Raw genomic sequence first — 20780 nt, 5'->3', positions numbered from 1 at the left:
GAAGTCGCCACTTTCTTCGACTAAGGCTTCATCAACGCTATCGTCTGTAGCCTGGTCAATTAAGCTATCAATGTCGTCTAAATCAAAATCATCTTTTTCTTCGACTAACGCATCAGGTGCAATGTCATCCGCAGCGTCATCAATTAAACTATCAATATCATCTAAATCAAAATCATCACTTTCTTCGACTAAGACTTCATCAACGCTATCGTCTGTAGCTTGATCAATTAAGCTATCAATATCGTCTAAATCAAAATCATCTTTTTCGCTTGAAAGACTATCTTCTGTATTACCTAAATCTGATTCAGTATTTGTTTGATCTAATAAGTCATCAATATCAAAATCATCATCTTCAGCGAGTTCTTCGCTAAGGGCGGCCATTTCATCATTCGATTCTAGGCTATTATCTTCTTCTATATCGTTTGTTTGTGGTGAGTCAAACTCCGATAAGCCATCATCTTCATTAAATAAACTATCTAAATCATCATTACTTAAAATATCATCACTATTTGATGATTCTAGTGGCGAATCTAAATCAATATCACCTTCTGGGCTATCATCAGGTGATTTATCGAAATCTTGTTGCATGAAAATATCAAGTTCATCGTCTTCAATATTTTCATCGTCAAAAACAATATCATCGCTTAATAAACTTTCTAATTCATCCTGATCAAGTAGGCTATCAGACTCAGTAAAGTCCTCTAGGCTGTCATCAAAAGCAATATCACCATCCGGTAATGGGGTATCATCGTCCGGTAAGATATCATTTTCTAAACTATCATCTAGCTGAATACTTAAGTCATCAAGTGGTTCCGGGACGATAGGGTCTTCAATATTTTGAGTATCTAAATCGTCATCGTTTGCGTAGGTAGGTGTTTGTGGTAAAAAATCATCGTCGCTTTGGACATCATCTTTACTAGCCCGCTTGCGTAAGAACATCACAACAGCAAAAACAATCAATAACCCAGGAATAACCATCAATAATCCAAGAACAAAAGGATTAGATAAAAAAGATCCCAGATCAAATTCAGCTTCTGGCTCTATTTTCTCAGCCTTTTGCTGTTCTATCATTTCATTTTGTTTAATTATTAGTTCTTTTAACTGTTGCTGTATTTCACTGTCTTGACCGAGCTGCATACGCACATTTTCAAGCTCTTTGGAGATGCCCGTAAGCTGTTTTTTTAAATTATTATTTTCAACTAAAATTTCTTCTACGTTATCAACTGAACTTTTGAATTGTTGTTGAAGCTCAACTAACTTACTAGTTTGATCTGTTTTAATTTCTTTAATTTCTTTTTGTAATTCTTTTTTTGCGTCATCTACATCAACTTTACGAGCTTGAGTAACTTGAGTTTGAGCTGAATTAATTTCACTTTGCGTAAGCGTACCGTTTTTTTCTTTTCCCATAACGCATCATCTTGTTCAGAACGTTGTTTAGCGAGTTGTGTATTAACATTTCTAATTTCAGCTAGAGTAGGAATTTTTAAATAGGCACCACTTTGCATGTGGTTAAGGTTTTGCTCTAAAAATGAATTAGGATTTTTGTTATACAAAGCCTGCATAACTTGATAAATGCTAACCGAGTTGTCCGGGCGTACCTTAGCCGCTATACGCCAAAGCGTATCCGTCGGTTTTATTGGCCCAATAGATCGCCCTTGCGCACCATAGTCAGCGCCCTTTGGCCCCTTTAACTGGGTACTGTCTTGAGAGTAAACTGATGTTACTATCAATGCAGACGCTAATATAATAAGTGTAGCTAAACCGCGCATGCTGATCCTTTAATGTTTAAATGTTAACGCAGCACCGAGAAAGTTAAGTGCATAAACATTGATTAATCTTGCTTTTATCAGTCAAATGACTGATTCACATTTGTTATTACAATCTATTTTTGTTGCAAGCTCTATTCCAATTACAAACTATAAACCAGTTCAGGAGTAATATCCATTGCAACACATTGAAAATAAATACCTAAAAACATTATTAATAATATAAATTTATCGAGGATTATCAGTAGGTTTATATACTTCGTGAGATAAGTGGCAAAAAAATGGCGGTAACCCGAATAAAAAGCGGCAAACAATTGGTGCTTACCGCTTCTAAACTAATCGTTAGCTATAAAATATTACATGTAATTAGCAATAAGTTCTTCTGCAATTTGTATACTGTTAGTTGCAGCGCCTTTACGCGTGTTGTCACTTACAACCCACATATTTAAACCATGAGGGTGCGAGATATCAGCTCGTAAACGACCAATATAAACAGTGTCATTTCCACTTGCATCAGATACTGCCGTTGGATAATCACCTTCATCGTCAATCAACTCAACACCTGGGGCATCTTTTAAAAGTTGCTTAACATGCTCAAAGTCATAAGGCATACGCGTTTCAATATTAATTGATTCAGAATGTCCAAAAAATACAGGCACACGTACGCATGTAGGATTTACAGCAATAGTCGTATCACCCAAAATTTTATGGGTTTCATTTACCATTTTCATTTCTTCGCGTGTGTAGCCGTTCTCTTCAAAGCTATCAATTTGAGGAATAACGTTAAATGCTATTTGCTTTGGAAAAACTTTATTATCCATAGGACGAGCATTCATTAAATTAGCAGTTTGTTTTGCAAGTTCATCAACCGCTTCTTTACCTGCGCCCGATACAGCTTGGTAAGTAGATACATTGATACGGTCTATTCCGTAAGCATCATAAATTGGTTTAAGTGCTAGCATCATCTGAATAGTTGAACAGTTAGGGTTAGCGATAATATTACGATTTCTAAAATCAGCTAGGCTTGACGCATTAACTTCTGGCACTACTAATGGGATTTCAAAATCATTTCTAAAGTGTGATGTGTTATCAATTACAATACAGCCGGCGTCTGCTGCAATAGGTGCATATTTTTCAGATACACTGCCACCAGCAGAAAACAAACCTATGTGCGCTTGGCTAAAGTCAAAGCCTTCAACATCTAATACTTCAATGGTCTCACCACGAAACTTTATATCTTCACCCGCGCTGCGGCTGCTAGCAAGTAAAAAAAGCTGATCAACAGGAAACTTACGGTCTGCTAGCGTTTCAATGATTTGACGGCCTACTAAACCAGTAGCGCCAAGTACGGCAACGTTATATTTTTGCGACATATTTCTTCCTCTATAAACGACATTAAAACAACATCGTTAGTTAAATAACTATTTAGCTATGGTAAAACCAAGTTGACTAAGTGCAGCTAGTTGTGAGCTATCACCTTGTATCGACAAGGTGCTAAATTCTCGTCTTACCGGATAGCTTTTTCGTAAACTATCAAAACCATCACTTTCTAAGTGGCGAAGTAAAATACCATCATCACGGCGAACGTCGTAAATTAAATGCACTAAACGGGCAACATCCTGCTCATTGAAGTTTGGCGTAATAACCGATTGTGTAATAGCTGGAGTAGGTAAAAAATCATTCAACGATTTACTCGCATCGACACTTTTCAGTTCACACAGTTTTTGATACAGCATTTGTGTACCACGAGCTTTGCCTTCAAGCGTATGACCCGCAATATGCACACTGGCGTAGCGAACATGTTCTAGTAATTCAGTTAAAATATTGGGCTCTTTTTCCCATACATCAAGCACTAAATCCAGATCGGCTCCCGCTTCCATTACCTCAAGCAACGCTTGGTTATCAATTACATCGCCTCGGCTTGCATTAATCAGCGTAAGCCCTGGCTTAAGTGCTTTTAATCGCTCTTTACCCATCATGTGCAGCGTTTTATGCTCGCCACTTTTAACAAGGGGAACGTGAAAAGTAACAACATCTGATCTTGCTAATAACTCATCAAGCGCTATGTGATCTTGTAGTAAGCCTTGTTCGTGCTTAATTGGATCGCATAACAGTACATCAACATCTAGTGCTTTTAATTTTTCAGCTAAACACGTACCAATGTTGCCCATCCCGACGATACCTATTGTTTGACCACACAATGGGCGCGCATTTTCTTGGCTTAATGCAAATAAGCTACTAATTACATATTCAGCTACCGCAACGGCATTACAACCAGGCGCGCTAGTAAAAGCGATATCTCTATCATGCAGTAATTGCGTATCAATATGGTCAATGCCAATTGTGGCTGTACCCACAAAGCTAAGCTTATTAGCTTGTGACAACAGCTCATAATTAACATTGGTCACTGAACGAGTAAGGAGTACATCTACATCAATTAATTGTTCAGGGGTTAATTTACGACCATCAAAACGCTCAACCTCACCAAAGTCTGCAAAGTACTGCTCAACTAAAGGCATATTTTGATCGGCAAGAATTTTCATTACAGAGTCCGTTTGGCAATTAAGAGGCGCTATTGTAGCGAACAACCTAGCCTTTACACAAACTAAAAAGCGAGGGCTTGTTGACCTTTCAGGATTAAAATTTGCTCGTTCTAGGGGCAATTTAATTGCGGCATGAGGTTGTAACTTAGTGGGCTAAGTAAAAATCGAGCAAAGCTTCCGCCCCTTACCTACACCCATTTAGGCAACAAAGAGTAAATTTCCCCTAGGGCGAACGCAAGGACAGTGTATGTTTAACCTCGAAAATAAACAGGATCTAGTCAGTCCATTTTTGAAAAAATCACCTTTAAAGGATCATATTAAGCTTTTGGATTACCGGTCAATTTAGAGAGGATTTATCACAGTATTATATTTTTAACCTGTGAGCTTAATAACGACACCGCTGTATATTTAATTTCTAAAGATAAAAATGTGTTGAAGTAACTCCCTAAAAAATGCAGCTCATCTAGACGAGCTGCATTTAATCAAAAGTAACTTTGAAGGATTACTTTACTATTTTATCTTCGTTTACTTCAACAACCTCAGGCGAGGCTTCTGTAGCATCTTCTTGCGTAACTTCAACGTCCGCTTTAACCGCAATCGCTGCATCCACAGTTGCTTGCTCACCAGCTATATCGGCTTGTAAAACAGTGTAAAAAGTAGCACTAGAGCTTGCCATTGTTACCAGTGATTCACATGGTGCAAAATTAGCATCGCTGTTAGCCAATGTAGACATATCAGAGCTTATTTTACTTGCGCCTAATTTATCCATATAGCTAAACGGGCCACCTAAAAATGGTGGGAAACCAATACCAAATATTGCACCAATGTCGCCATCACGTGGGCTGGCAATAATGCCATCATCTAAACAGCGTACTGCTTCGTTAAGCATTTTCGATACACAACGCTTAGCAATTTCGCTTTTGTTTAAACGTGGAGCTGGGGTAACACCCAGTAGTTCGTAAACTGACTCATCAACCTTTTTGCCTTTTTTGTCGTACTCATAAAAACCACGACCTGATTTACGGCCAAGGCGTTTTGAATCAATCATACGCACAAATGCATCAGGGCCTTTAAAACGCTCACCTAATTCTTTTTCAAGAATTGGGGCAATTTTAGAGCCAATATCAATACCTACTTCATCAAGTAGAGCCAGCGGTCCTACCGGAAAGCCAAACTCGACTAGGGCTGCATCAATCTTTTCAATTGGCTCACCCGCAAGCATTAAGTTAGCTGCTTCGTTTAAATAAGGCGCTAAAATACGGTTTACGTAAAAACCAGCCATGTCTTTTACAACAATTGGCGTTTTACCTTGCTTACGTGCAAAGTTAACAACGCGAGCAATGGTCTCTTGAGACGTACCTTCGTGTGGAATAATTTCCACTAATGGCATTTTTTCCACTGGTGAAAAGTAATGCAAGCCAATTACATTTTCAGGACGTGCTGCCTGCGCTGCAATTTGCGATATTGGTAATGATGACGTGTTACTTGCAAAAATTGTATTTGCTTGGCATTGCTGCTCTACGTCTGCAACCATACCTTGCTTAAGTGCAAGATCTTCAAACACCGCTTCTATTACTAAATCAATGTGTTTAAAGCCACTGTAGTCAGTTGTACCTGTAATACGGTTCATCGTTAACTGCACATCAGCTTTAGATATAATACGACGTTTAAGGCGCTTATCTAAAATTTTATAGGTGTAGCTCATTGCATTACTAATGCCCTGCTCTGCTACATCTTTAATACGTACCGGTACTTTAGCTTTAACAGCACTTACGTGCGCAATGCCTGCGCCCATTAGTCCACCACCTAAAACAGCAGTTTTGCTTATTGCGGGTGCGTCATCATTGCGCCACTCTTTTTTCATTTCAGTGGTTGCAAAGAAAATACCGCGAAGCGCTTTAGATTCGTCACTCATTACAAGTGTTGCAAAGCTTTCAGCTTCTGTTTTATACGCTTTTAGCTCATCAAGCTCTACACTAGCACGCACTGCTTTAATAATAGCGAGTGGTGCTGGGTAGTGCCCGCCCGTTTTTTTAAGTACGTTTTCTTTGGCTTTTTTAAAGATAAAGTTACGACCAAACGGGTTTGACTCTAATAATTTACTAATATTGTCGAGCTTTGGCTCTTTTGCTTGTGGCTTTTTCTTAGTCGCAAATTCTTTTGCAACTTTTAACAGCACACTGTGCGGTACGCAATCATCAAGCACGCCTGCTTTTTTAGCTTGCTTAGGGCGAATTTGTTTACCTGTTAGCATCCACTCTAGTGCTTTTTGAATACCAACAATTTTAGTTAAACGCTGCGTGCCGCCGCCACCTGGTAGTAAACCAAGTTGCACTTCTGGTAAGCCAATTTTTGTTAAATCGCTGTCGGTACCAACACGGTAATCACACGCTAAAGCAAATTCTAAACCACCACCTAATGCAGCGCCATGAATCGCACTTACTGTAGTGTATGGCAGTTTTGTCATATCAAAAAAAGCTTGATGGCATAGTTCGCTAACCGCTAGCGCATCTTCACGCTTTTGAACGCTATCGAGCATTTTTACATCGGCGCCCGCGATAAAGTTATCGCTTTTCCCGCTTATAAATACCATGCCTTTTACATTTTGCGACTTAGCGTCTTCTAATAATGCTTTCAAGTCATCGGCAAAACTACTGCGCAGGGTATTCATTTTCTCCCCTGGCACATCAATAGTTACAACGGCGATTTTATTTTCATCTACCGCTAAATTAAATACTGAATCTGTCATTACGCACTCTCCAATACAAAGGCTGCACCTAAACCACCAGCAGCACACGCTGTTGTTAATGCTAAACCGCCACCACGACGTTTAAGCTCGTGTAAGCTTTGCGTAATTAAGCGTGCACCTGTTGCTGCAAATGGGTGACCATATGCTAAAGAGCCGCCGTTAACGTTAAACTTATCCATGTTAATTTCGCCAATTGCTTTGCTGCGACCCAAATGCTCTTGTGCAAATTTGTCTGAGGCAAACATTTTCATATTGGCAAGTGTTTGCGATGCAAACGCTTCGTGCATTTCAATTAAATCTAAATCAGCAAGCGTAATACCCGCTCTATCTAGCGCAATAGGCGTTGAATGAGCTGGGCCCATTAACATGTCTTTTTCTACGCCAATTGCCGAAAATGCAAAGCTACGTACGTAACCTAGTATTTCGTAGCCAAGTGCTTTTGCTTTGCTTTCGCTCATCATAAGTACAGCCGCTGCACCATCAGTTAATGGTGTTGCATTTGCGGCGGTAACAGTACCGTGCTGACGGTCAAAAACAGGCTTAAGCTTTGCGTAGCCTTCAACCGTTGAGTTTTTACGAATGTTATTATCTTCTTCAATAAAGCTTTTATATGGCGGTAAATGCGCCGTCATTACTTCATCTTTTAACTTACCATCAGCCCATGCTTGCGTTGCAAGTGAGTGAGAACGATGCGCTAATGCATCTTGATCTTCACGGCTAATATTATGTGTTTTAGCCATTTGCTCAGCAGTTTGCCCCATTGAAAGGCCTGTTGAATACTCTGCTACAGCAGGTGGCACTGGTAATAAGTCTTTTAAACGCAGTTTTGAAAATATTTTTAAGCGTTGACCAAGCGTACGCGCTTTATTTAAATCAACTAAGCTGCCTGCTAGCTTTTTACTAACACCAATTGGCAGTACTGATGACGAGTCTGCGCCGCCTGCAATACCTACACTTACAGATCCCGCCATAATAGACTCAGCTACATTAGCAATAGCCTGAAAGCTGGTAGCACATGCGCGCGATACAGAATATGCATCAACCGATACCGGCATACCTGTACCCAATACAATTTCACGTGCAATATTTGGCGCTTCTGGCATTTGTACTACTTGACCAAATACAAGTTGATCAATTTCTGACTTATTGAAATTTAATCGTTCAAGCATTTCGTTAACCACCAATTTACCCATATCAAGTGCTGGTACATGGTGAAACGCTGTTGCTTGTTTTGCAAAAGGTGTACGTAAGCCGCTAACGATGGCAATACGGTCGCCCTTTGGTGTTTTTAGTATGTTTTGCTCAGACATTTATGCTCTCCCGCTGACAGGTCTGACCTGTTTGTTTTCCTCGATTCTAAACAACCCGTGCCCTAAAGCCAATAGATAAACACAAATTTATATAAACAGTGTTTAATTACGATTATCACAATAGGCTTTTTTAGACGCATTTACAAAGTTTTGTGGTACGCTAAAAATCGTTAAGAAATAACGAACTATTTTAAAAAATACAGTCTAACCCTTGAGTTACTCAATTATAAACCTTATAAATAGGTCAGTATTTATCACCTAGCACTATTAGGTACAAACCCAGCTGACGAGGACAGTCCACTTATTATGGCAGCTAACGCATTTTCACAATTAAAAACGTACTTAGATACACAAATCATTGGCCAGCCAGAGCTTACACAAGCGCTACTTATTGCTATTTTAGCTGATGGTCACTTATTAGTAGAAGGCCCTCCTGGGCTTGCAAAAACACGTGCAGTTAATGCACTTGCTAAAGGCATTGAAGGCTCATTTCAGCGCGTACAGTTTACGCCAGATTTATTACCAGCTGATGTAACAGGTACCGACATTTACCGCCAACAAACTAGCGAGTTTGTATTTGAAAAAGGGCCTCTTTTTCACAACCTAATTTTAGCTGACGAAATTAACCGCGCACCAGCCAAAGTACAATCAGCACTATTAGAAGCCATGGCAGAGCGACAAGTTACCGTGGGTAAAAATACCTATCCGCTTAGCGAACTGTTTTTAGTTATGGCAACGCAAAACCCGCTAGAGCAAGAAGGGACTTACCCGTTACCAGAAGCCCAGCTGGATCGCTTTTTACTGCACCTAAGTATTGACTATCCTGGCGCAGAGCATGAGCTTGATATACTGCGTTTAACGCGCGGTGAAGCGCTTAATGAACAACAACCGGTAATGCAAAAAATTAGTCAAAGCGACTTATTTGCAGCGCGTAAAGAAATATTAGGCCTTTATTTAGCAGAGCCACTTGAGCAATATTTAGTACAACTTATTATAGCCACCCGTGAAGGCGCTAAATTAGACGCACAACTTGGTAGCTGGATTGAGTTTGGTGCAAGCCCGCGTGCAACAATAGCACTTGATAAATGTGCTCGTGCTCATGCATGGCTTCAAGGCCGTGATTTTGTAGCACCTGATGATATTCAAGCTGTTGTGCATAATGTACTGCGTCATCGCATTATTTTAAGTTACGAAGCCCAAGCCGATGGCATTACTAAAGATCAAGTAATAAGCCGTATAGTTGAACTTGTAGCCGTACCATAAGTTATGCAAAAACAATTAGAAACCCAAGCATGGCTCAAACAGAGCCATAGCCACGGTGTTAATTTAGCACTCAAAGAGCTGATGTATTACAAAGCCAAAGCGCAATTGCTTGAACTTGCCCCTAAGGTAAAAATAAAAAACACCTTAACAGGGCAATACCTTGCACCGCACAAAGGCCGAGGAATGGAATTTGCCGAAGTGCGACATTATCAGCAAGGTGACGATATTCGCTCTATTGATTGGCGAGTTACTGCGCGTACCGGCGAGACTCACACAAAGCTCTTTCAAGAAGAAAAAGAGCGCCCTGTGTTTGTATTTACTGATTTTTCAAACTCAATGCTGTTTGGCTCAAAGTTACTATTAAAGTCGGTGCAAGCTGCGCATATAAGCGCTCTTGTTGCATGGTCGGCGTGTCAGCGCGGCGATAGAATTGGCGGTATTGTGTTTAATCAGCACTCGCATTTAGAGCTAAAACCCAGTGCCCGTGAAAAAGCAGTGCTTAAGCTTTGCCATAATTTATGCGATAACCACCAGCAAGCGCTTAACAATATTGATAAAACAGCCCCTAACAACTTTAGCGATAACCTAAAGCGCCTTAATCATTTAGCAAAACCAGGTAGCTTAGTGTATTTAGTGTCTGATTTTAATGCTCTGGATGATGCCAGCTTTAAGCAACTTGAAATATTAAGCCGCCACTGCGAGCTTATTGGTTGCCACATAAGCGATCCGTTTGAGCATCAGTTACCTGCGTTTAAGCAAGCCGTTACTGTTAATGCAAATGGTCAAGACTTTGCCCTACCATTAATGGATAACAGCTTTAGAGAACGTTTTGCTAAAAATGCTGAGCAAGCATTTAGCGCGCGCTTTAATCGCCTAACTAAATCGGGTCTTAATTTAATATCATTCAATGCAGCAACACCGCTTGAGCTGCAATTAGTGAGAAAATAACCATGCAAACCAATCCACTCGATGGCCTGCACGATATAATAGCGCCAAGCCAAGTTAATTGGTGGCCACTCACCCCTGCTTGGTGGGTTATTATTGCACTGCTGTTTTTAGCACTGTGCGCAGCTATTTATATATTTTATAAAAAACATAAATTTAAAAAGCCTAAACGCTACGCAATACAATTGAGCCAAAGTGAGCAAAACCCTCAGCAACTGCATATTATTTTAAAACGTTTAGTGATTGAATATTACGACAAGCGACTTGCTGCGCAATCTACCTCTAAGTGGTGCACAACACTTAATATACTCACCGGTTTAAGCTTTACAGAACAAGAAATACTAAGCTTGTATAACCCCAGCCAAAAAGATACAACACTGTGCGAAAAATTTCGCCAAGGTATTAAACAATTTAAAATAAAGGAGTCAGTAAATGTTTGAATTTAGCTGGCCATGGTTATTTTTATTACTACCCTTGCCTTTATTACTTTTACTATTAAAACCCGCAGCAAGTAATGCCAGTACGCGTTTACGTATACCCAGTTTTGCAAAGCACAATTTAACCAGCCAAAGCATTGAGCCACACGCACGACGTTTAAATCCCCTCGAGTGGATAATTTGGTTATTACTTGTTACTGCCGCTGCCAATCCAACATGGTTAGATGAGCCAATTTCATTACCAAATGAAGGGCGCGATATAATGTTAGCAGTTGACTTATCAGGCTCGATGACCGAACAAGACATGGCTTATAATGGCCAATATGTTGACCGCCTTACCATGGTAAAAGCTGTACTCAGTGATTTTATAGAGCAACGTCAAGGCGACAGGCTTGGGCTGATATTATTTGGCGACACCGCGTTTTTACAAACCCCCCTTACGCGCGACGTTAAAACAGTAAGTAAAATGCTCAGCGAAGCGCAAATTGGTTTAGTGGGGCGCGCAACAGCCATTGGTGATGCATTGGGTCTTTCGGTAAAACGCTTTGCCAATAAAGATGAAAGTAACCGAATTGTGGTGCTATTAACCGACGGACAAAACACCGCTGGTAATTTAAACCCAGAAGATGCCCTACTGCTAGCTCGCGAAGAAGGGATTAAAGTGTACACCATTGGTGTTGGCTCAGATAATCCGCGCGGCTTTAGTCTCTTTAATGTGGGTGGCTCTAGTGGCAGTAATTTAGATGAAAGCTTACTTAAAAAGATTGCCGAGCAAACTGGCGGATTATACTTTAGAGCCAAAGATGTAGCTGGCCTTCAACAAATTTACGCAGAGCTTGATAAGCTTGAACCTATTAGCGCTGATGAACAAACATTTCGCCCACAAAGCTCATTATTTTACTACCCGTTACTTATCGCTATTTTACTTATTAGCTTAAAAGTAATGCTTAGTACACTGCGTGCATTAAAGGAGCCAAACTAATGGATTTTGAATTTATTCGCCCCGCTCTTTTATGGTTACTCATACCTGCTGTGGCATTATTTTTTGTTGCCTTAATTAAGCATAAAAAAACGACTAGTGAGCAGCTAATTGCACCTCATTTAGCACAATTTATAATGAGCGAAGCAAATACTAAAGCCAGCCAGCCACTTTGGTTAGTTGCTTTGTTTTGCAGCCTTGGCATTTTATTTAGTGCTGGGCCTAGTTTTGAGAAAAAACAAGTTCCTGTATTTCAAAGTAAAAGTGCCCGTGTAATTGTTATGGATATGTCGTACTCAATGTACAGCACCGACATTTTGCCAAATCGTTTAATGCAATCACGCTTTAAAGCGCTTGATATGATTGAGCTATTTAAAGAAGGTGATACCGCGCTTGTAGCTTACGCAGGCACGGCCTATGTAATTTCACCACTAACAAACGATGCCACAACACTCAGTAATTTAATTCCAAGCTTAAGCCCTGAAATAATGCCAGACAAAGGCTCAAACGTTTTAGCGGGTCTTGATATGGCCAAAGAGCTATTAACGCAAGCGGGTTATATTGATGGCGACATTATTTTAGTGACCGACGGTATTGACCAACAAGAACAAAGCGACGTTAGTAGCTTTACCAGTAACACCCAATATAGATTAAATATATACGGTGTAGGTACCGCTCAAGGCGCACCAATTAAGTTACCTGAAGGCGGCTTTTTGAAAGACAGATACGGCCAAATCGTAGTACCTACAATTAATGCCTCTCAGCTTAAAAATTTAGCATCAAGCAGTGGTGGTAAATTTGCTAGTTACCAACCTAGCAATAGCGATATAAATACGTTTGCTCCAAATGCACAGAGTGAATTATTGAAAGACGAAAAACAAAGCCACGCACTTTGGCGAATAGATGCAGGTATATATGGACTCTTGCTATTACTGCCATTTGGTTTGTATTTATTTAGACGCGCTGCCTTGTTAGGCGCATTTTTAGCTTTTGGTTTTTTACCGCAGCAAAATGCGTATGCCGTAGAGCTCCCTACTCTTTTGCAAAATGCAGATCAACGTGCATTGCAGGCTTACAATAATAAAGAATACGATGCAGCAACACAGGCGCAATCGAGTGAGTTAAAAGGCGCGGCACTTTACCAGCAAGGTAATTTTGATGCTGCACTTAATGAGTTTAGTAATGATAAGTCGGCTACCGGTTTATACAACTACGGTAATGCCCTTGCCAAAGCTGGCAAATTTGAGGACGCAATTGAGGCGTACAAACAAGCCCAAACCTTACAAGATGACTTTACGCAAGCAGCCGATAACCAAGCCTTAGTTGAGCAATTACTAAATCAACAAGAGCAACAAAACCAGCAAGATCAGCAAAGCGACGGCGACGACTCTCAAGACCAAGATGATAGTCAGAAAAAAGATGAGCAAAACCAAGGGCAAAATTCTGAACAGTCAAAACAGGATCAGCAACAAAATGGTGATAAAAGCGATTCTGAAAAAGGCGAAAACGAAAGTCAAAGCCCGAGCGATGAAAAATCAGATAAAGAGTCTGAACAATCAAAAGATCAACAAGGTGAGCCTGGCGAGCAATCAGATAAGCAAAATGAACCTGATATGCAAGCCCAGCCACAAAGCGAACAAGGGCAAAATAAAGACGCTGACCAGCCTAAAGAGGATGAGCAGCAACAAAGTAAGCCACAAGCTATGAGTGAGCAACCCGCCACTGATGAGCAAAAACAAAGTGCTCAGCAACAAGCGATGCAAGCCCAAGCAAGTGAGCTCACTAATGAAGAAAAAGAAAAAGCACAACAGCTTAATCAACTACTTAGAAAAGTCCCGGACGATCCGGCTATTTTATTACGGAATAAAATGCAATTAGAAGCCCAAAAAAGACAATATAAACGTCGCCCTACAGGAGTCGAAAAATCATGGTAATGCGATTATTTTGCTGTTTATTGCTATTAAGTGCGATGCCTTCGTGGGCTGCCACCAAATTAGAAGCCAGCGTAGATAAAAACCCTGTATTAGCGGGTGAATTTTTTATGCTTAGTATATCGGTAGACGATACAGTTAAAGGCGAGCAACCAGACACCTCATCGCTGTTAAAAGACTTTGTTGTAGGCCCGACGAGCTTGAGCTCTCGTACCAACATTATTAATGGCAGCATTAATAAACAAACTACGTGGTCGGTCAAATTAATGACTCGCACAGAGGGTGATTACACGATTCCGGCATTTAGCGTTGCAGGGCTAACCTCAGAGCCTATTAAATTAAAAGTGGCAAAACGCTCAGTTGATGCAGATAAAAATAACGAAATATTTTTAAAAACGTCGCTCTCGAGTAATTCATTATTTGTGCAAGAAGCCGGTGTTTACACTGTTAAGCTCTACCTTGCCAAAGAACTGCTTGATGGCAGCTTAAGCACACCAAGTATGGAAGACGCTCAGCTTACTCAATTAGGTAAACAAACCGAGAGCTATGAGTTGGTTGATGGCAAGCGCTACCTTGTTATTACTCGTGAGTATTTAATTCAGCCACAAAAAAGTGGTGCCTACACGATTGCAGGCCCTGCTTTTCAAGGGCGAGTACAACAAAATTACCGTCAATTAGAAGTATCCGCTCTTGGCGACGACCAGCAAATAGAAATCAAGCCAATTCCGAGTGATTATAAGGGAACGTGGTTACCAAGCGAGTTGGTTAATCTAGACGAAGAATGGCAACCTAACGACAACACCGTAGAAGTCGGGACGCCTATAACACGTACTATTACACTTACCGCGCTTGGTGTTACAAAAGAGCAATTACCTGAAATCTCTATGCCTACCATTGATGGCATACGCAGCTACCCTGATAAAAAAGAAAATAACAATGCAGTACGTGACGGACGTGTTGTATCGCAGCAAACTGCATCGTATGCATTACTGCCGCAAAAACCAGGTACTTACACTTTACCTGAAATACAGCTGCCTTGGTTTAATACTAAAATGAACCGTATTAGCGTAGCTACATTACCCAAGCGTACTATAACTGTTACACCTAGTAGTACAGCTATTAGCCCAACAACTAACAGTAATCAACAAACTATCGATACGCTAACATCTTCGCCAAATAATAATGTAGATGCTGCACAGTTAGAATCAATGCAAGTACAAAAAAATATACCATTGTGGCTTATTGCTGTTGCGATATTAGGTTATGTTTTATGGATTGTGACTGTAATTTTTTATTGGTTTAACCGTTCTACTAGCAATACCACTAAGAAAGTACAATCAACTGCGGATATAATTAACCAACCAAGCTTAAAAAAGCTGGTTGCGGTAGCGAAATCAAACGATAATAAAGTGTTTTATAATGAGCTTAATAATTATGCTGTTCTGGTTACGAATAAAAATGTGGGCGCAATTGATGAACTATGCTGCATTGTAAACAATAGTGAGTTAAATAACTATATTATGCAATTGCAGGCACAGCTTTACAGTAACAGAACTACAAACTGTGATCTTAATGCTATTATTAAAATTCTTGAGAACTATCAAACTCAAGCATCTAAATCACAACGTACTGTATTAAAAGACCTTTATCACTAAAAACAATATACGCAGGTCTTTTTTGCAATAAATAATAATTTTAAAATTAAAAAAGTGCTTATGCTTGGAAAGAAAAAATCAAACAATCAGGTCTTAATCGATATGGCAGAGAAACAAAAGCGTTATGAAGCCTTGGTCCACGTTTACAATAAAGAGCTTTATCGCTTTGCTTATTGGCTATGTCGTGATCCGCACATAGCAGATGATCTAGTACAAGAAACGTTTTTACGCGCTTGGCGTTCACTCGACTCTTTACTTGATCAAAAAGCAGCTAAACCCTGGTTGCTTACTATATTACGAAGAGAAAACGCACGCCGATTTGAACGTAAACAGTTTGATTATAGCGACGTAGAAAACGATACGCTTGTTGATGAAACCAGCCACTCATTAGATGATGAAATGGAACAAACGGTTATTCAACGCCAGATTGCACTGCTATCTGATGAATACCGAGAGCCGTTATTACTGCAAGTTGTAATGGGCTGCTCTGGTGAAGAGATTGCAGACATACTTAATTTAAATAAAAACACGGTAATGACCCGTTTATACCGTGCCCGAAATCAACTTAAAGAGGCTTTAAGCCGTGATGATGAACAACTTAAAGGGGCATCAAAATAATGGATGAACTTGAGTTTCGTCGCCGCACTATTGCGCAGCCAAACGACATTGACAAGGAGCTTATGGAGTTTGCTGACAGTAATCCTGAGCGACAAAGTTTTATTAACGATATGAAAGATTTTGATAAATTTATTCAAGATTCTTTAGACATACCTGTGCCTGAAAACCTTGCAGATCGCATTCTTTTAAACACATCGTTAAAAGAAAAAGCACTACAAGAAGAACAAGCAACAGGAAAAAATGTAGTTGATGCCCGCTCGCGTTTTAAGCTTGACCGCGTGCATCTTGCGTTAGCAGCATCTTTTGTAGTGGCGATTAGTGCCTTCTTTTTTAGTACAGAGCAAAATATTGCACACGAAGCGGGTGAACATGCACTAGCTCATGTGTACTACGAAATTAGTGCGCTTGATAAAAAAGAGCCCATTAGCTTGCAAAGTGTAAACGATAAGTTAGCTGTTTTAGGCGGTCATATTGATGAACTTCCTGGTGCAGTCACTTACGCTATGTTTTGTGATTTTAAAGGCGAAAAAGGCCTGCATTTAATATTTGAATCTGACTTTGGCCCTATGACCGTATTTATAGTACCTTCTGAAAATCAATCATTTGGATTTGGTGATGATGATTTTAAAGATGAGCGCTTTGAAGGCCATATCAACCGAGGTTCACAAGCTGATACTATTTTAGTGGCAAGTGTTGGAGCACCTTTAGATACTTATAACGAACGCGTTACAGGCGCCATTCGTTGGCTTTAAAAAAACAAATTTACCGCTTAGTTTCTACTGAGCGGTTTTTTTATTAAATACCCTATAATAAACCCTCCCTTTTATACCTAAAAACTCTTATTTATAAACTAATTAATTAAATTCCTCATGAAAGTAAATTATAATCGCGGCTCGATTAAAATTAAGGAATTTCATGAAGAATATCATCGTTATTTTTTCACTATTGGCATTGTTATGTACTGCCAGTTTTGATGCACACGCACGTAAAAAATTTGGCAGCAGTAAACGCGGAAAAACGCCTGCAACACAACAAACAGCGCAAAAACAAAAAGCTGATACAACAACCCCAACGGCTGCCCCAAAAGCTAAATCAAATAAAAAAGGCATTATGGCAGGCGTTTTAGGTGGCCTTTTAGCGGGTGGCTTAATTGCAGCAATGCTAGGCGACAATTTTGAAGGTTTTCAGCTATTAGAAATGATTTTATTAGCTGGCGGGCTCTTTATTTTATTTAAGCTAGTAACGGGCTTTTTACGTGCTAATCGCGCCCCACAACTTGCAAATGCCAGTGCAGGTACAAGTGCTCAGCAAAATGTTTTTAAACAAGCACCTATCGAGCAACCAACAAGTACAGGCTTTGCAAGCAGCGCCCCACAAGGTGAAAGTGTGCCTTTTAATTTACCACCTAACTTTGACGTTAATGGCTTTTTGCAAGGTGCCCGTAGTCATTACCATACGCTACAAACTGCATGGAACAATGCCGATTACACCACAATGGCTGAATACTTAAGCCCTGCACTTGTTGCCGAGTTTAAAGCTGAACGTGAAGCTATACAAAGCGTAGAAACAGAAGTGATGTTTATTGATGCCGAACTTGTGCGCGCAGATACAAACGCGCAATCGTGGCAGGTTAGTGTTCGCTTTAAAGGTAAGTACCGTGATTTAGGCGATAAAAAAGAAGAGCCTATTTTAGAAATTTGGCACTTAGAGCGTCTAATTTCAGACGACGCTCCATGGCTAATAGTGGGTGTTGAAGATTTAATTGATACTCAATAATTTTATATTGTGTAAAACACCGCGCTTTTAGCGCGGTGTTTTTTTATTTAAAAAACAATTGACTTACCACGTCCTGATGCTTCAGAAGCGGCATCTAATTGGCCCTCTTTATTAATAATAACGTGTAAGTCACCAAAGTGATTCTCATCTATGGTGTAACCCATTTTTGTAAGCTCTGCTTTTACGCTATCGGTTAAACCTATGTGTGTTCTAATTATATTTTTAGGCCATAGTTGATGATGAAAACGAGGGCTATTTACAACCTGCTCAGCAGTCATATCAAACTCTACCGCATTTAAGATAGATTCGTACACAGAGCTAATAATTGTTGTGCCACCAGGCGAGCCTGTCACCATTTTAACGGTGTTGTCTTTAAGGAGTATTGTAGGCGTCATAGAGCTAAGCATACGCTTGTGCGGCTGTATTTCGTTAGCTTTACCGCCTATTGCACCAAACACATTCATAACGCCTGGTTTGGCACTAAAGTCGTCCATTTCATCATTTAAAATAAACCCTGCACCTTCAACAACCACACCGCTACCAAACCCTAAGTTTATTGTGGTGGTATTTGCGACAGCGTTACCCATTTTATCAACGATTGAAAAGTGCGTAGTTTGCTCACTTTCTTTAAGGCCCGGTTTAATACTTTCAGTAGTCGAGATCGCGGTTAACGAAATGCCATTACTTCGCTCTTTGAGGTAGTTAATATTAGTTAATGCGCTGACTGGTACATCAAAAAAATCAGGATCGCCTAAATACTCCGCCCTATCTGCAAATACACGTTTACCTATTTCAGAAAGTAGGTGTACATACTGAGTAGAGTTATGCGCTAAGCCCGCATCTGGTTTTTGTAACTCATACATTTTAAGCCACTGTAAAATAGCAATACCACCTGAACTCGGCGGTGGCGAAGTAAGTACTTCATAACCATTCCAACTCGCTTTAATAGGTGTACGTGATTTAGCGGTATAATTTTTTAAATCATCTTGATTAATAATACCACCATGCTGGTGCATAAATTTAGCAATAATATTTGCAGTTTCGCCTTTATAAAACCCATCTTGGCCGTTATCACGGATACGCTTTAACGTTACCGCTAACTCGGGTTGCTTAAAGACTTTATTGGCTTTTACATCAGCAAAATATTTTTCAAAGTTTACATTTATTTTTTGCTCTTTTAGATGGGCTATATAATGGCTAACACCTTTTGCTAACTTAGGCGGAACGACAAACCCTTGCTCAGCCAACGTTACAGCAGGCTGTACTAGTGTTTCCCACTTTAAAGTGCCATGCTTTTGATGGGCAAGCCACATACCCGCTACACTGCCAGGTACACCGCTTGCGTGAATGCCATATATTGATTTGTTTGCAATAACATTACCTTGATCATCTAAATACATATCACGATGAGCCGCTGTTGGCGCTGTTTCGCGATAGTCTATAAAATCGCCCTTGCCATCTTTTTGAATAAGCATAAATCCCCCGCCGCCAATATTGCCGGCTTCAGGAAGCGTTACTGCAAGTACAAATTGTGCCGTTATAGCCGCATCAACAGCATTACCGCCTTGCTCTAATATACTTTTAGCAGCATCGGCACTGAACGAGTCAGGCATTGCGACCGCGCTTTGTGATAAAGGCTGCGCTAAAACACTAAAAGCAGCGAACTGTAAAACCAGCACACTTTTGACGATTAATTTACGTGGTGAAAAAAACAATCCCATACAACATCCTTAATTTATTATTTTTGTTGCCCATATTAATGCACGTCATTTAAAGACAGGTCAATCTTTATACTATTGATATTTAATCATCTTCAAACTTTTTTTGAATAAAGCACCGCTGGTAAATCGCCTTGCTCATCTGTATGTGTGTAATTTTTTATAAATTGCAGACCTAACTTTTTCATTATTTTTATAGAGGCTGTATTATCTTTGAGTGCCGTTGCACTTATCGCCTTAACGTCATCTTGTTTTATAAGTTCATCACATAATGCTAAAGCCGCCTCGGTTGCATAACCATGCCCCCAACTTGATTGCTTAAAACGCCAGCCTATTTCAATATCACCGTAATTTGGTGCATCACTAAAAAAATCCATAGGCCTTATTAATACCCAGCCTATAAATGTATTGGTTTGCTTTATAGTAATACTCCACAGCCCCCAGCCTTTTAGCTCATTTCGATATGCGAGCATACGAGGTACTCCCTCATTTTTTATTTGCTCTAAAGAGGTAGGCACACCTCGCGTTAAATACTGCATTACAGCTGGGTCTTGGTCGAGCTCAAATAATTGAGGCCAATCATGCTCATTCATTAATTTGAAATTTAATCGTTTTGTTACGGGGGCGTTCATTTTCATTGCTGTATAGTCTACCTTGAATTAATTATCAGTCTCTAAAGGAGATAGCACATGAATAAATTAGCAGGTTTAGCTTTATTAGGCACTTTAATTACATTAACTGGTTGTGAAGATGCCAACGAAGTAAAAGAAGATGCAAAAGATAAAAGCGCACAAATGCAAGAAAAGCTTGGTGATGCATGGAACGACGTTAAAGAGACAACTAACGATCTTAAAAATGACGAGTCTTTAAACGAGCTATTAGAGCAAAGTAAAACAATGGGCTTAGACATGTACGACGACGGCAAAGAGATTGCGGTTGACGCATGGGTTAAAAGCAAAGAAGCTGCTGGCGAATTAACTGAAAAAACCAAGCAAAAAGCGCAAGAAATTGCTGACGAAATTGAACAAGCGCGTAAAGAACATAACGAAGGTTAATTTTACCTTCAATAATAAAAAAGGAAAGCCTCGGC

17 protein-coding genes and 1 pseudogene are annotated in these 20780 nt (G+C 39.9%); 10 read left to right on the top strand and 8 right to left on the bottom strand.

Annotation, left to right across the window (positions count from 1 at the left end; all coding sequences use genetic code 11):
* From P20495_RS20995 to fadI, 6 genes and pseudogenes are all read right to left on the bottom strand, one after another.
* Nucleotides 1–1407, bottom strand: a pseudogene (locus P20495_RS20995) (hypothetical protein); the annotation flags it as partial.
* Complete coding sequence (locus tag P20495_RS22635) at nucleotides 1320–1769, bottom strand: FimV/HubP family polar landmark protein (RefSeq protein ID WP_242401500.1); 450 nt, start codon at nucleotides 1767–1769, stop codon at nucleotides 1320–1322. The gene P20495_RS22635 and the pseudogene P20495_RS20995, both read right to left, overlap by 88 nt.
* Nucleotides 1770–2122: 353 nt before the next feature.
* Complete coding sequence (locus P20495_RS03075) at nucleotides 2123–3139, bottom strand: aspartate-semialdehyde dehydrogenase (RefSeq protein WP_007377758.1); 1017 nt, start codon at nucleotides 3137–3139, stop codon at nucleotides 2123–2125.
* Nucleotides 3140–3187: 48 nt separating this feature from the next.
* Complete coding sequence (locus tag P20495_RS03080; protein WP_008138646.1) at nucleotides 3188–4309, bottom strand: 4-phosphoerythronate dehydrogenase; 1122 nt, start codon at nucleotides 4307–4309, stop codon at nucleotides 3188–3190.
* A gap of 502 nt (nucleotides 4310–4811) precedes the next feature.
* Nucleotides 4812–7058, bottom strand: coding sequence for a fatty acid oxidation complex subunit alpha FadJ (gene fadJ / locus P20495_RS03085; RefSeq protein ID WP_008138645.1), 2247 nt, complete (start codon nucleotides 7056–7058; stop codon nucleotides 4812–4814).
* Nucleotides 7058–8368: an acetyl-CoA C-acyltransferase FadI gene (fadI, locus tag P20495_RS03090; protein ID WP_008138643.1), complete on the bottom strand. Its 1311-nt coding sequence runs from the start codon at nucleotides 8366–8368 to the stop codon at nucleotides 7058–7060. The genes fadJ and fadI overlap by 1 nt, the downstream gene beginning before the upstream one ends.
* A gap of 306 nt (nucleotides 8369–8674) precedes the next feature.
* Here fadI and P20495_RS03095 point away from each other — a divergent pair, with 306 nt between their 5' ends.
* From P20495_RS03095 to P20495_RS03135, 9 genes are all read left to right on the top strand, one after another.
* The gene (locus tag P20495_RS03095; RefSeq protein ID WP_007377762.1) at nucleotides 8675–9631 is read left to right on the top strand and encodes a MoxR family ATPase; all 957 of its coding nucleotides are present in this window, start codon (nucleotides 8675–8677) and stop codon (nucleotides 9629–9631) included.
* A 3-nt stretch (nucleotides 9632–9634) separates the two neighbouring features.
* Complete coding sequence (locus tag P20495_RS03100; protein WP_007377763.1) at nucleotides 9635–10579, top strand: DUF58 domain-containing protein; 945 nt, start codon at nucleotides 9635–9637, stop codon at nucleotides 10577–10579.
* A gap of 2 nt (nucleotides 10580–10581) precedes the next feature.
* Nucleotides 10582–11016: a DUF4381 domain-containing protein gene (locus P20495_RS03105; RefSeq protein WP_008138640.1), complete on the top strand. Its 435-nt coding sequence runs from the start codon at nucleotides 10582–10584 to the stop codon at nucleotides 11014–11016.
* The gene (locus tag P20495_RS03110) at nucleotides 11009–11995 is read left to right on the top strand and encodes a VWA domain-containing protein (RefSeq protein WP_008138638.1); all 987 of its coding nucleotides are present in this window, start codon (nucleotides 11009–11011) and stop codon (nucleotides 11993–11995) included. The genes P20495_RS03105 and P20495_RS03110 overlap by 8 nt, the downstream gene beginning before the upstream one ends.
* Nucleotides 11995–13926 (top strand): VWA domain-containing protein, encoded by a 1932-nt coding sequence (locus P20495_RS03115; RefSeq protein ID WP_008138636.1) that lies wholly within the window; start codon nucleotides 11995–11997, stop codon nucleotides 13924–13926. The genes P20495_RS03110 and P20495_RS03115 overlap by 1 nt, the downstream gene beginning before the upstream one ends.
* Nucleotides 13920–15578 (top strand): BatD family protein, encoded by a 1659-nt coding sequence (locus P20495_RS03120; RefSeq protein WP_008138634.1) that lies wholly within the window; start codon nucleotides 13920–13922, stop codon nucleotides 15576–15578. The genes P20495_RS03115 and P20495_RS03120 overlap by 7 nt, the downstream gene beginning before the upstream one ends.
* A 60-nt stretch (nucleotides 15579–15638) precedes the next feature.
* On the top strand, nucleotides 15639–16196 hold the full coding sequence (locus tag P20495_RS03125; RefSeq protein WP_007377767.1) for a sigma-70 family RNA polymerase sigma factor: 558 nt from the start codon (nucleotides 15639–15641) through the stop codon (nucleotides 16194–16196).
* The gene (locus tag P20495_RS03130; RefSeq protein WP_008138632.1) at nucleotides 16196–16948 is read left to right on the top strand and encodes a DUF3379 family protein; all 753 of its coding nucleotides are present in this window, start codon (nucleotides 16196–16198) and stop codon (nucleotides 16946–16948) included. Before P20495_RS03125 ends, P20495_RS03130 begins: the two co-directional genes overlap by 1 nt.
* A gap of 163 nt (nucleotides 16949–17111) precedes the next feature.
* Nucleotides 17112–17972, top strand: coding sequence for a Tim44 domain-containing protein (locus P20495_RS03135; RefSeq protein ID WP_008138630.1), 861 nt, complete (start codon nucleotides 17112–17114; stop codon nucleotides 17970–17972).
* A 47-nt stretch (nucleotides 17973–18019) separates the two neighbouring features.
* On the opposite strand, the gene ggt is transcribed toward P20495_RS03135, so the two are convergent.
* The gene (gene ggt / locus P20495_RS03140) at nucleotides 18020–19693 is read right to left on the bottom strand and encodes a gamma-glutamyltransferase (RefSeq protein ID WP_008138628.1); all 1674 of its coding nucleotides are present in this window, start codon (nucleotides 19691–19693) and stop codon (nucleotides 18020–18022) included.
* 92 nt (nucleotides 19694–19785) lie between these two features.
* Nucleotides 19786–20328 carry a GNAT family N-acetyltransferase gene (locus P20495_RS03145; RefSeq protein ID WP_008138626.1) on the bottom strand — a complete coding sequence of 181 codons (543 nt, stop codon included), beginning with the start codon at nucleotides 20326–20328 and terminating at the stop codon, nucleotides 19786–19788.
* A 51-nt stretch (nucleotides 20329–20379) separates the two neighbouring features.
* On the opposite strand from P20495_RS03145, the gene P20495_RS03150 reads away from it, so the two are divergent.
* Complete coding sequence (locus tag P20495_RS03150) at nucleotides 20380–20745, top strand: hypothetical protein (protein WP_008138625.1); 366 nt, start codon at nucleotides 20380–20382, stop codon at nucleotides 20743–20745.
* Nucleotides 20746–20780: the final 35 nt, after the last annotated feature.

The sequence above is a fragment of the Pseudoalteromonas sp. BSi20495 genome (assembly GCF_000241185.1).
In the GTDB taxonomy this organism is placed as follows: Bacteria; Pseudomonadota; Gammaproteobacteria; order Enterobacterales; family Alteromonadaceae; genus Pseudoalteromonas; species Pseudoalteromonas fuliginea.
This window is presented reverse-complemented; position numbering and strand designations above follow the sequence as displayed.

Excerpts from the sequence above, each read along its gene's own strand:
- P20495_RS22635 (WP_242401500.1), bottom strand. The coding sequence starts at position 1,769 with ATGCGCGGTTTAGCTACACTTATTATATTAGCGTCTGCATTGATAGTA.
- P20495_RS03075 (WP_007377758.1), bottom strand. The coding sequence starts at position 3,139 with ATGTCGCAAAAATATAACGTTGCCGTACTTGGCGCTACTGGTTTAGTA.
- P20495_RS03080 (WP_008138646.1), bottom strand. The coding sequence starts at position 4,309 with ATGAAAATTCTTGCCGATCAAAATATGCCTTTAGTTGAGCAGTACTTT.
- fadJ (WP_008138645.1), bottom strand. The coding sequence starts at position 7,058 with ATGACAGATTCAGTATTTAATTTAGCGGTAGATGAAAATAAAATCGCC.
- fadI (WP_008138643.1), bottom strand. The coding sequence starts at position 8,368 with ATGTCTGAGCAAAACATACTAAAAACACCAAAGGGCGACCGTATTGCC.
- P20495_RS03095 (WP_007377762.1), top strand. The coding sequence starts at position 8,675 with ATGGCAGCTAACGCATTTTCACAATTAAAAACGTACTTAGATACACAA.
- P20495_RS03100 (WP_007377763.1), top strand. The coding sequence starts at position 9,635 with ATGCAAAAACAATTAGAAACCCAAGCATGGCTCAAACAGAGCCATAGC.
- P20495_RS03105 (WP_008138640.1), top strand. The coding sequence starts at position 10,582 with ATGCAAACCAATCCACTCGATGGCCTGCACGATATAATAGCGCCAAGC.
- P20495_RS03110 (WP_008138638.1), top strand. The coding sequence starts at position 11,009 with ATGTTTGAATTTAGCTGGCCATGGTTATTTTTATTACTACCCTTGCCT.
- P20495_RS03115 (WP_008138636.1), top strand. The coding sequence starts at position 11,995 with ATGGATTTTGAATTTATTCGCCCCGCTCTTTTATGGTTACTCATACCT.
- P20495_RS03120 (WP_008138634.1), top strand. The coding sequence starts at position 13,920 with ATGGTAATGCGATTATTTTGCTGTTTATTGCTATTAAGTGCGATGCCT.
- P20495_RS03125 (WP_007377767.1), top strand. The coding sequence starts at position 15,639 with ATGCTTGGAAAGAAAAAATCAAACAATCAGGTCTTAATCGATATGGCA.
- P20495_RS03130 (WP_008138632.1), top strand. The coding sequence starts at position 16,196 with ATGGATGAACTTGAGTTTCGTCGCCGCACTATTGCGCAGCCAAACGAC.
- P20495_RS03135 (WP_008138630.1), top strand. The coding sequence starts at position 17,112 with ATGAAGAATATCATCGTTATTTTTTCACTATTGGCATTGTTATGTACT.
- ggt (WP_008138628.1), bottom strand. The coding sequence starts at position 19,693 with ATGGGATTGTTTTTTTCACCACGTAAATTAATCGTCAAAAGTGTGCTG.
- P20495_RS03145 (WP_008138626.1), bottom strand. The coding sequence starts at position 20,328 with ATGAAAATGAACGCCCCCGTAACAAAACGATTAAATTTCAAATTAATG.
- P20495_RS03150 (WP_008138625.1), top strand. The coding sequence starts at position 20,380 with ATGAATAAATTAGCAGGTTTAGCTTTATTAGGCACTTTAATTACATTA.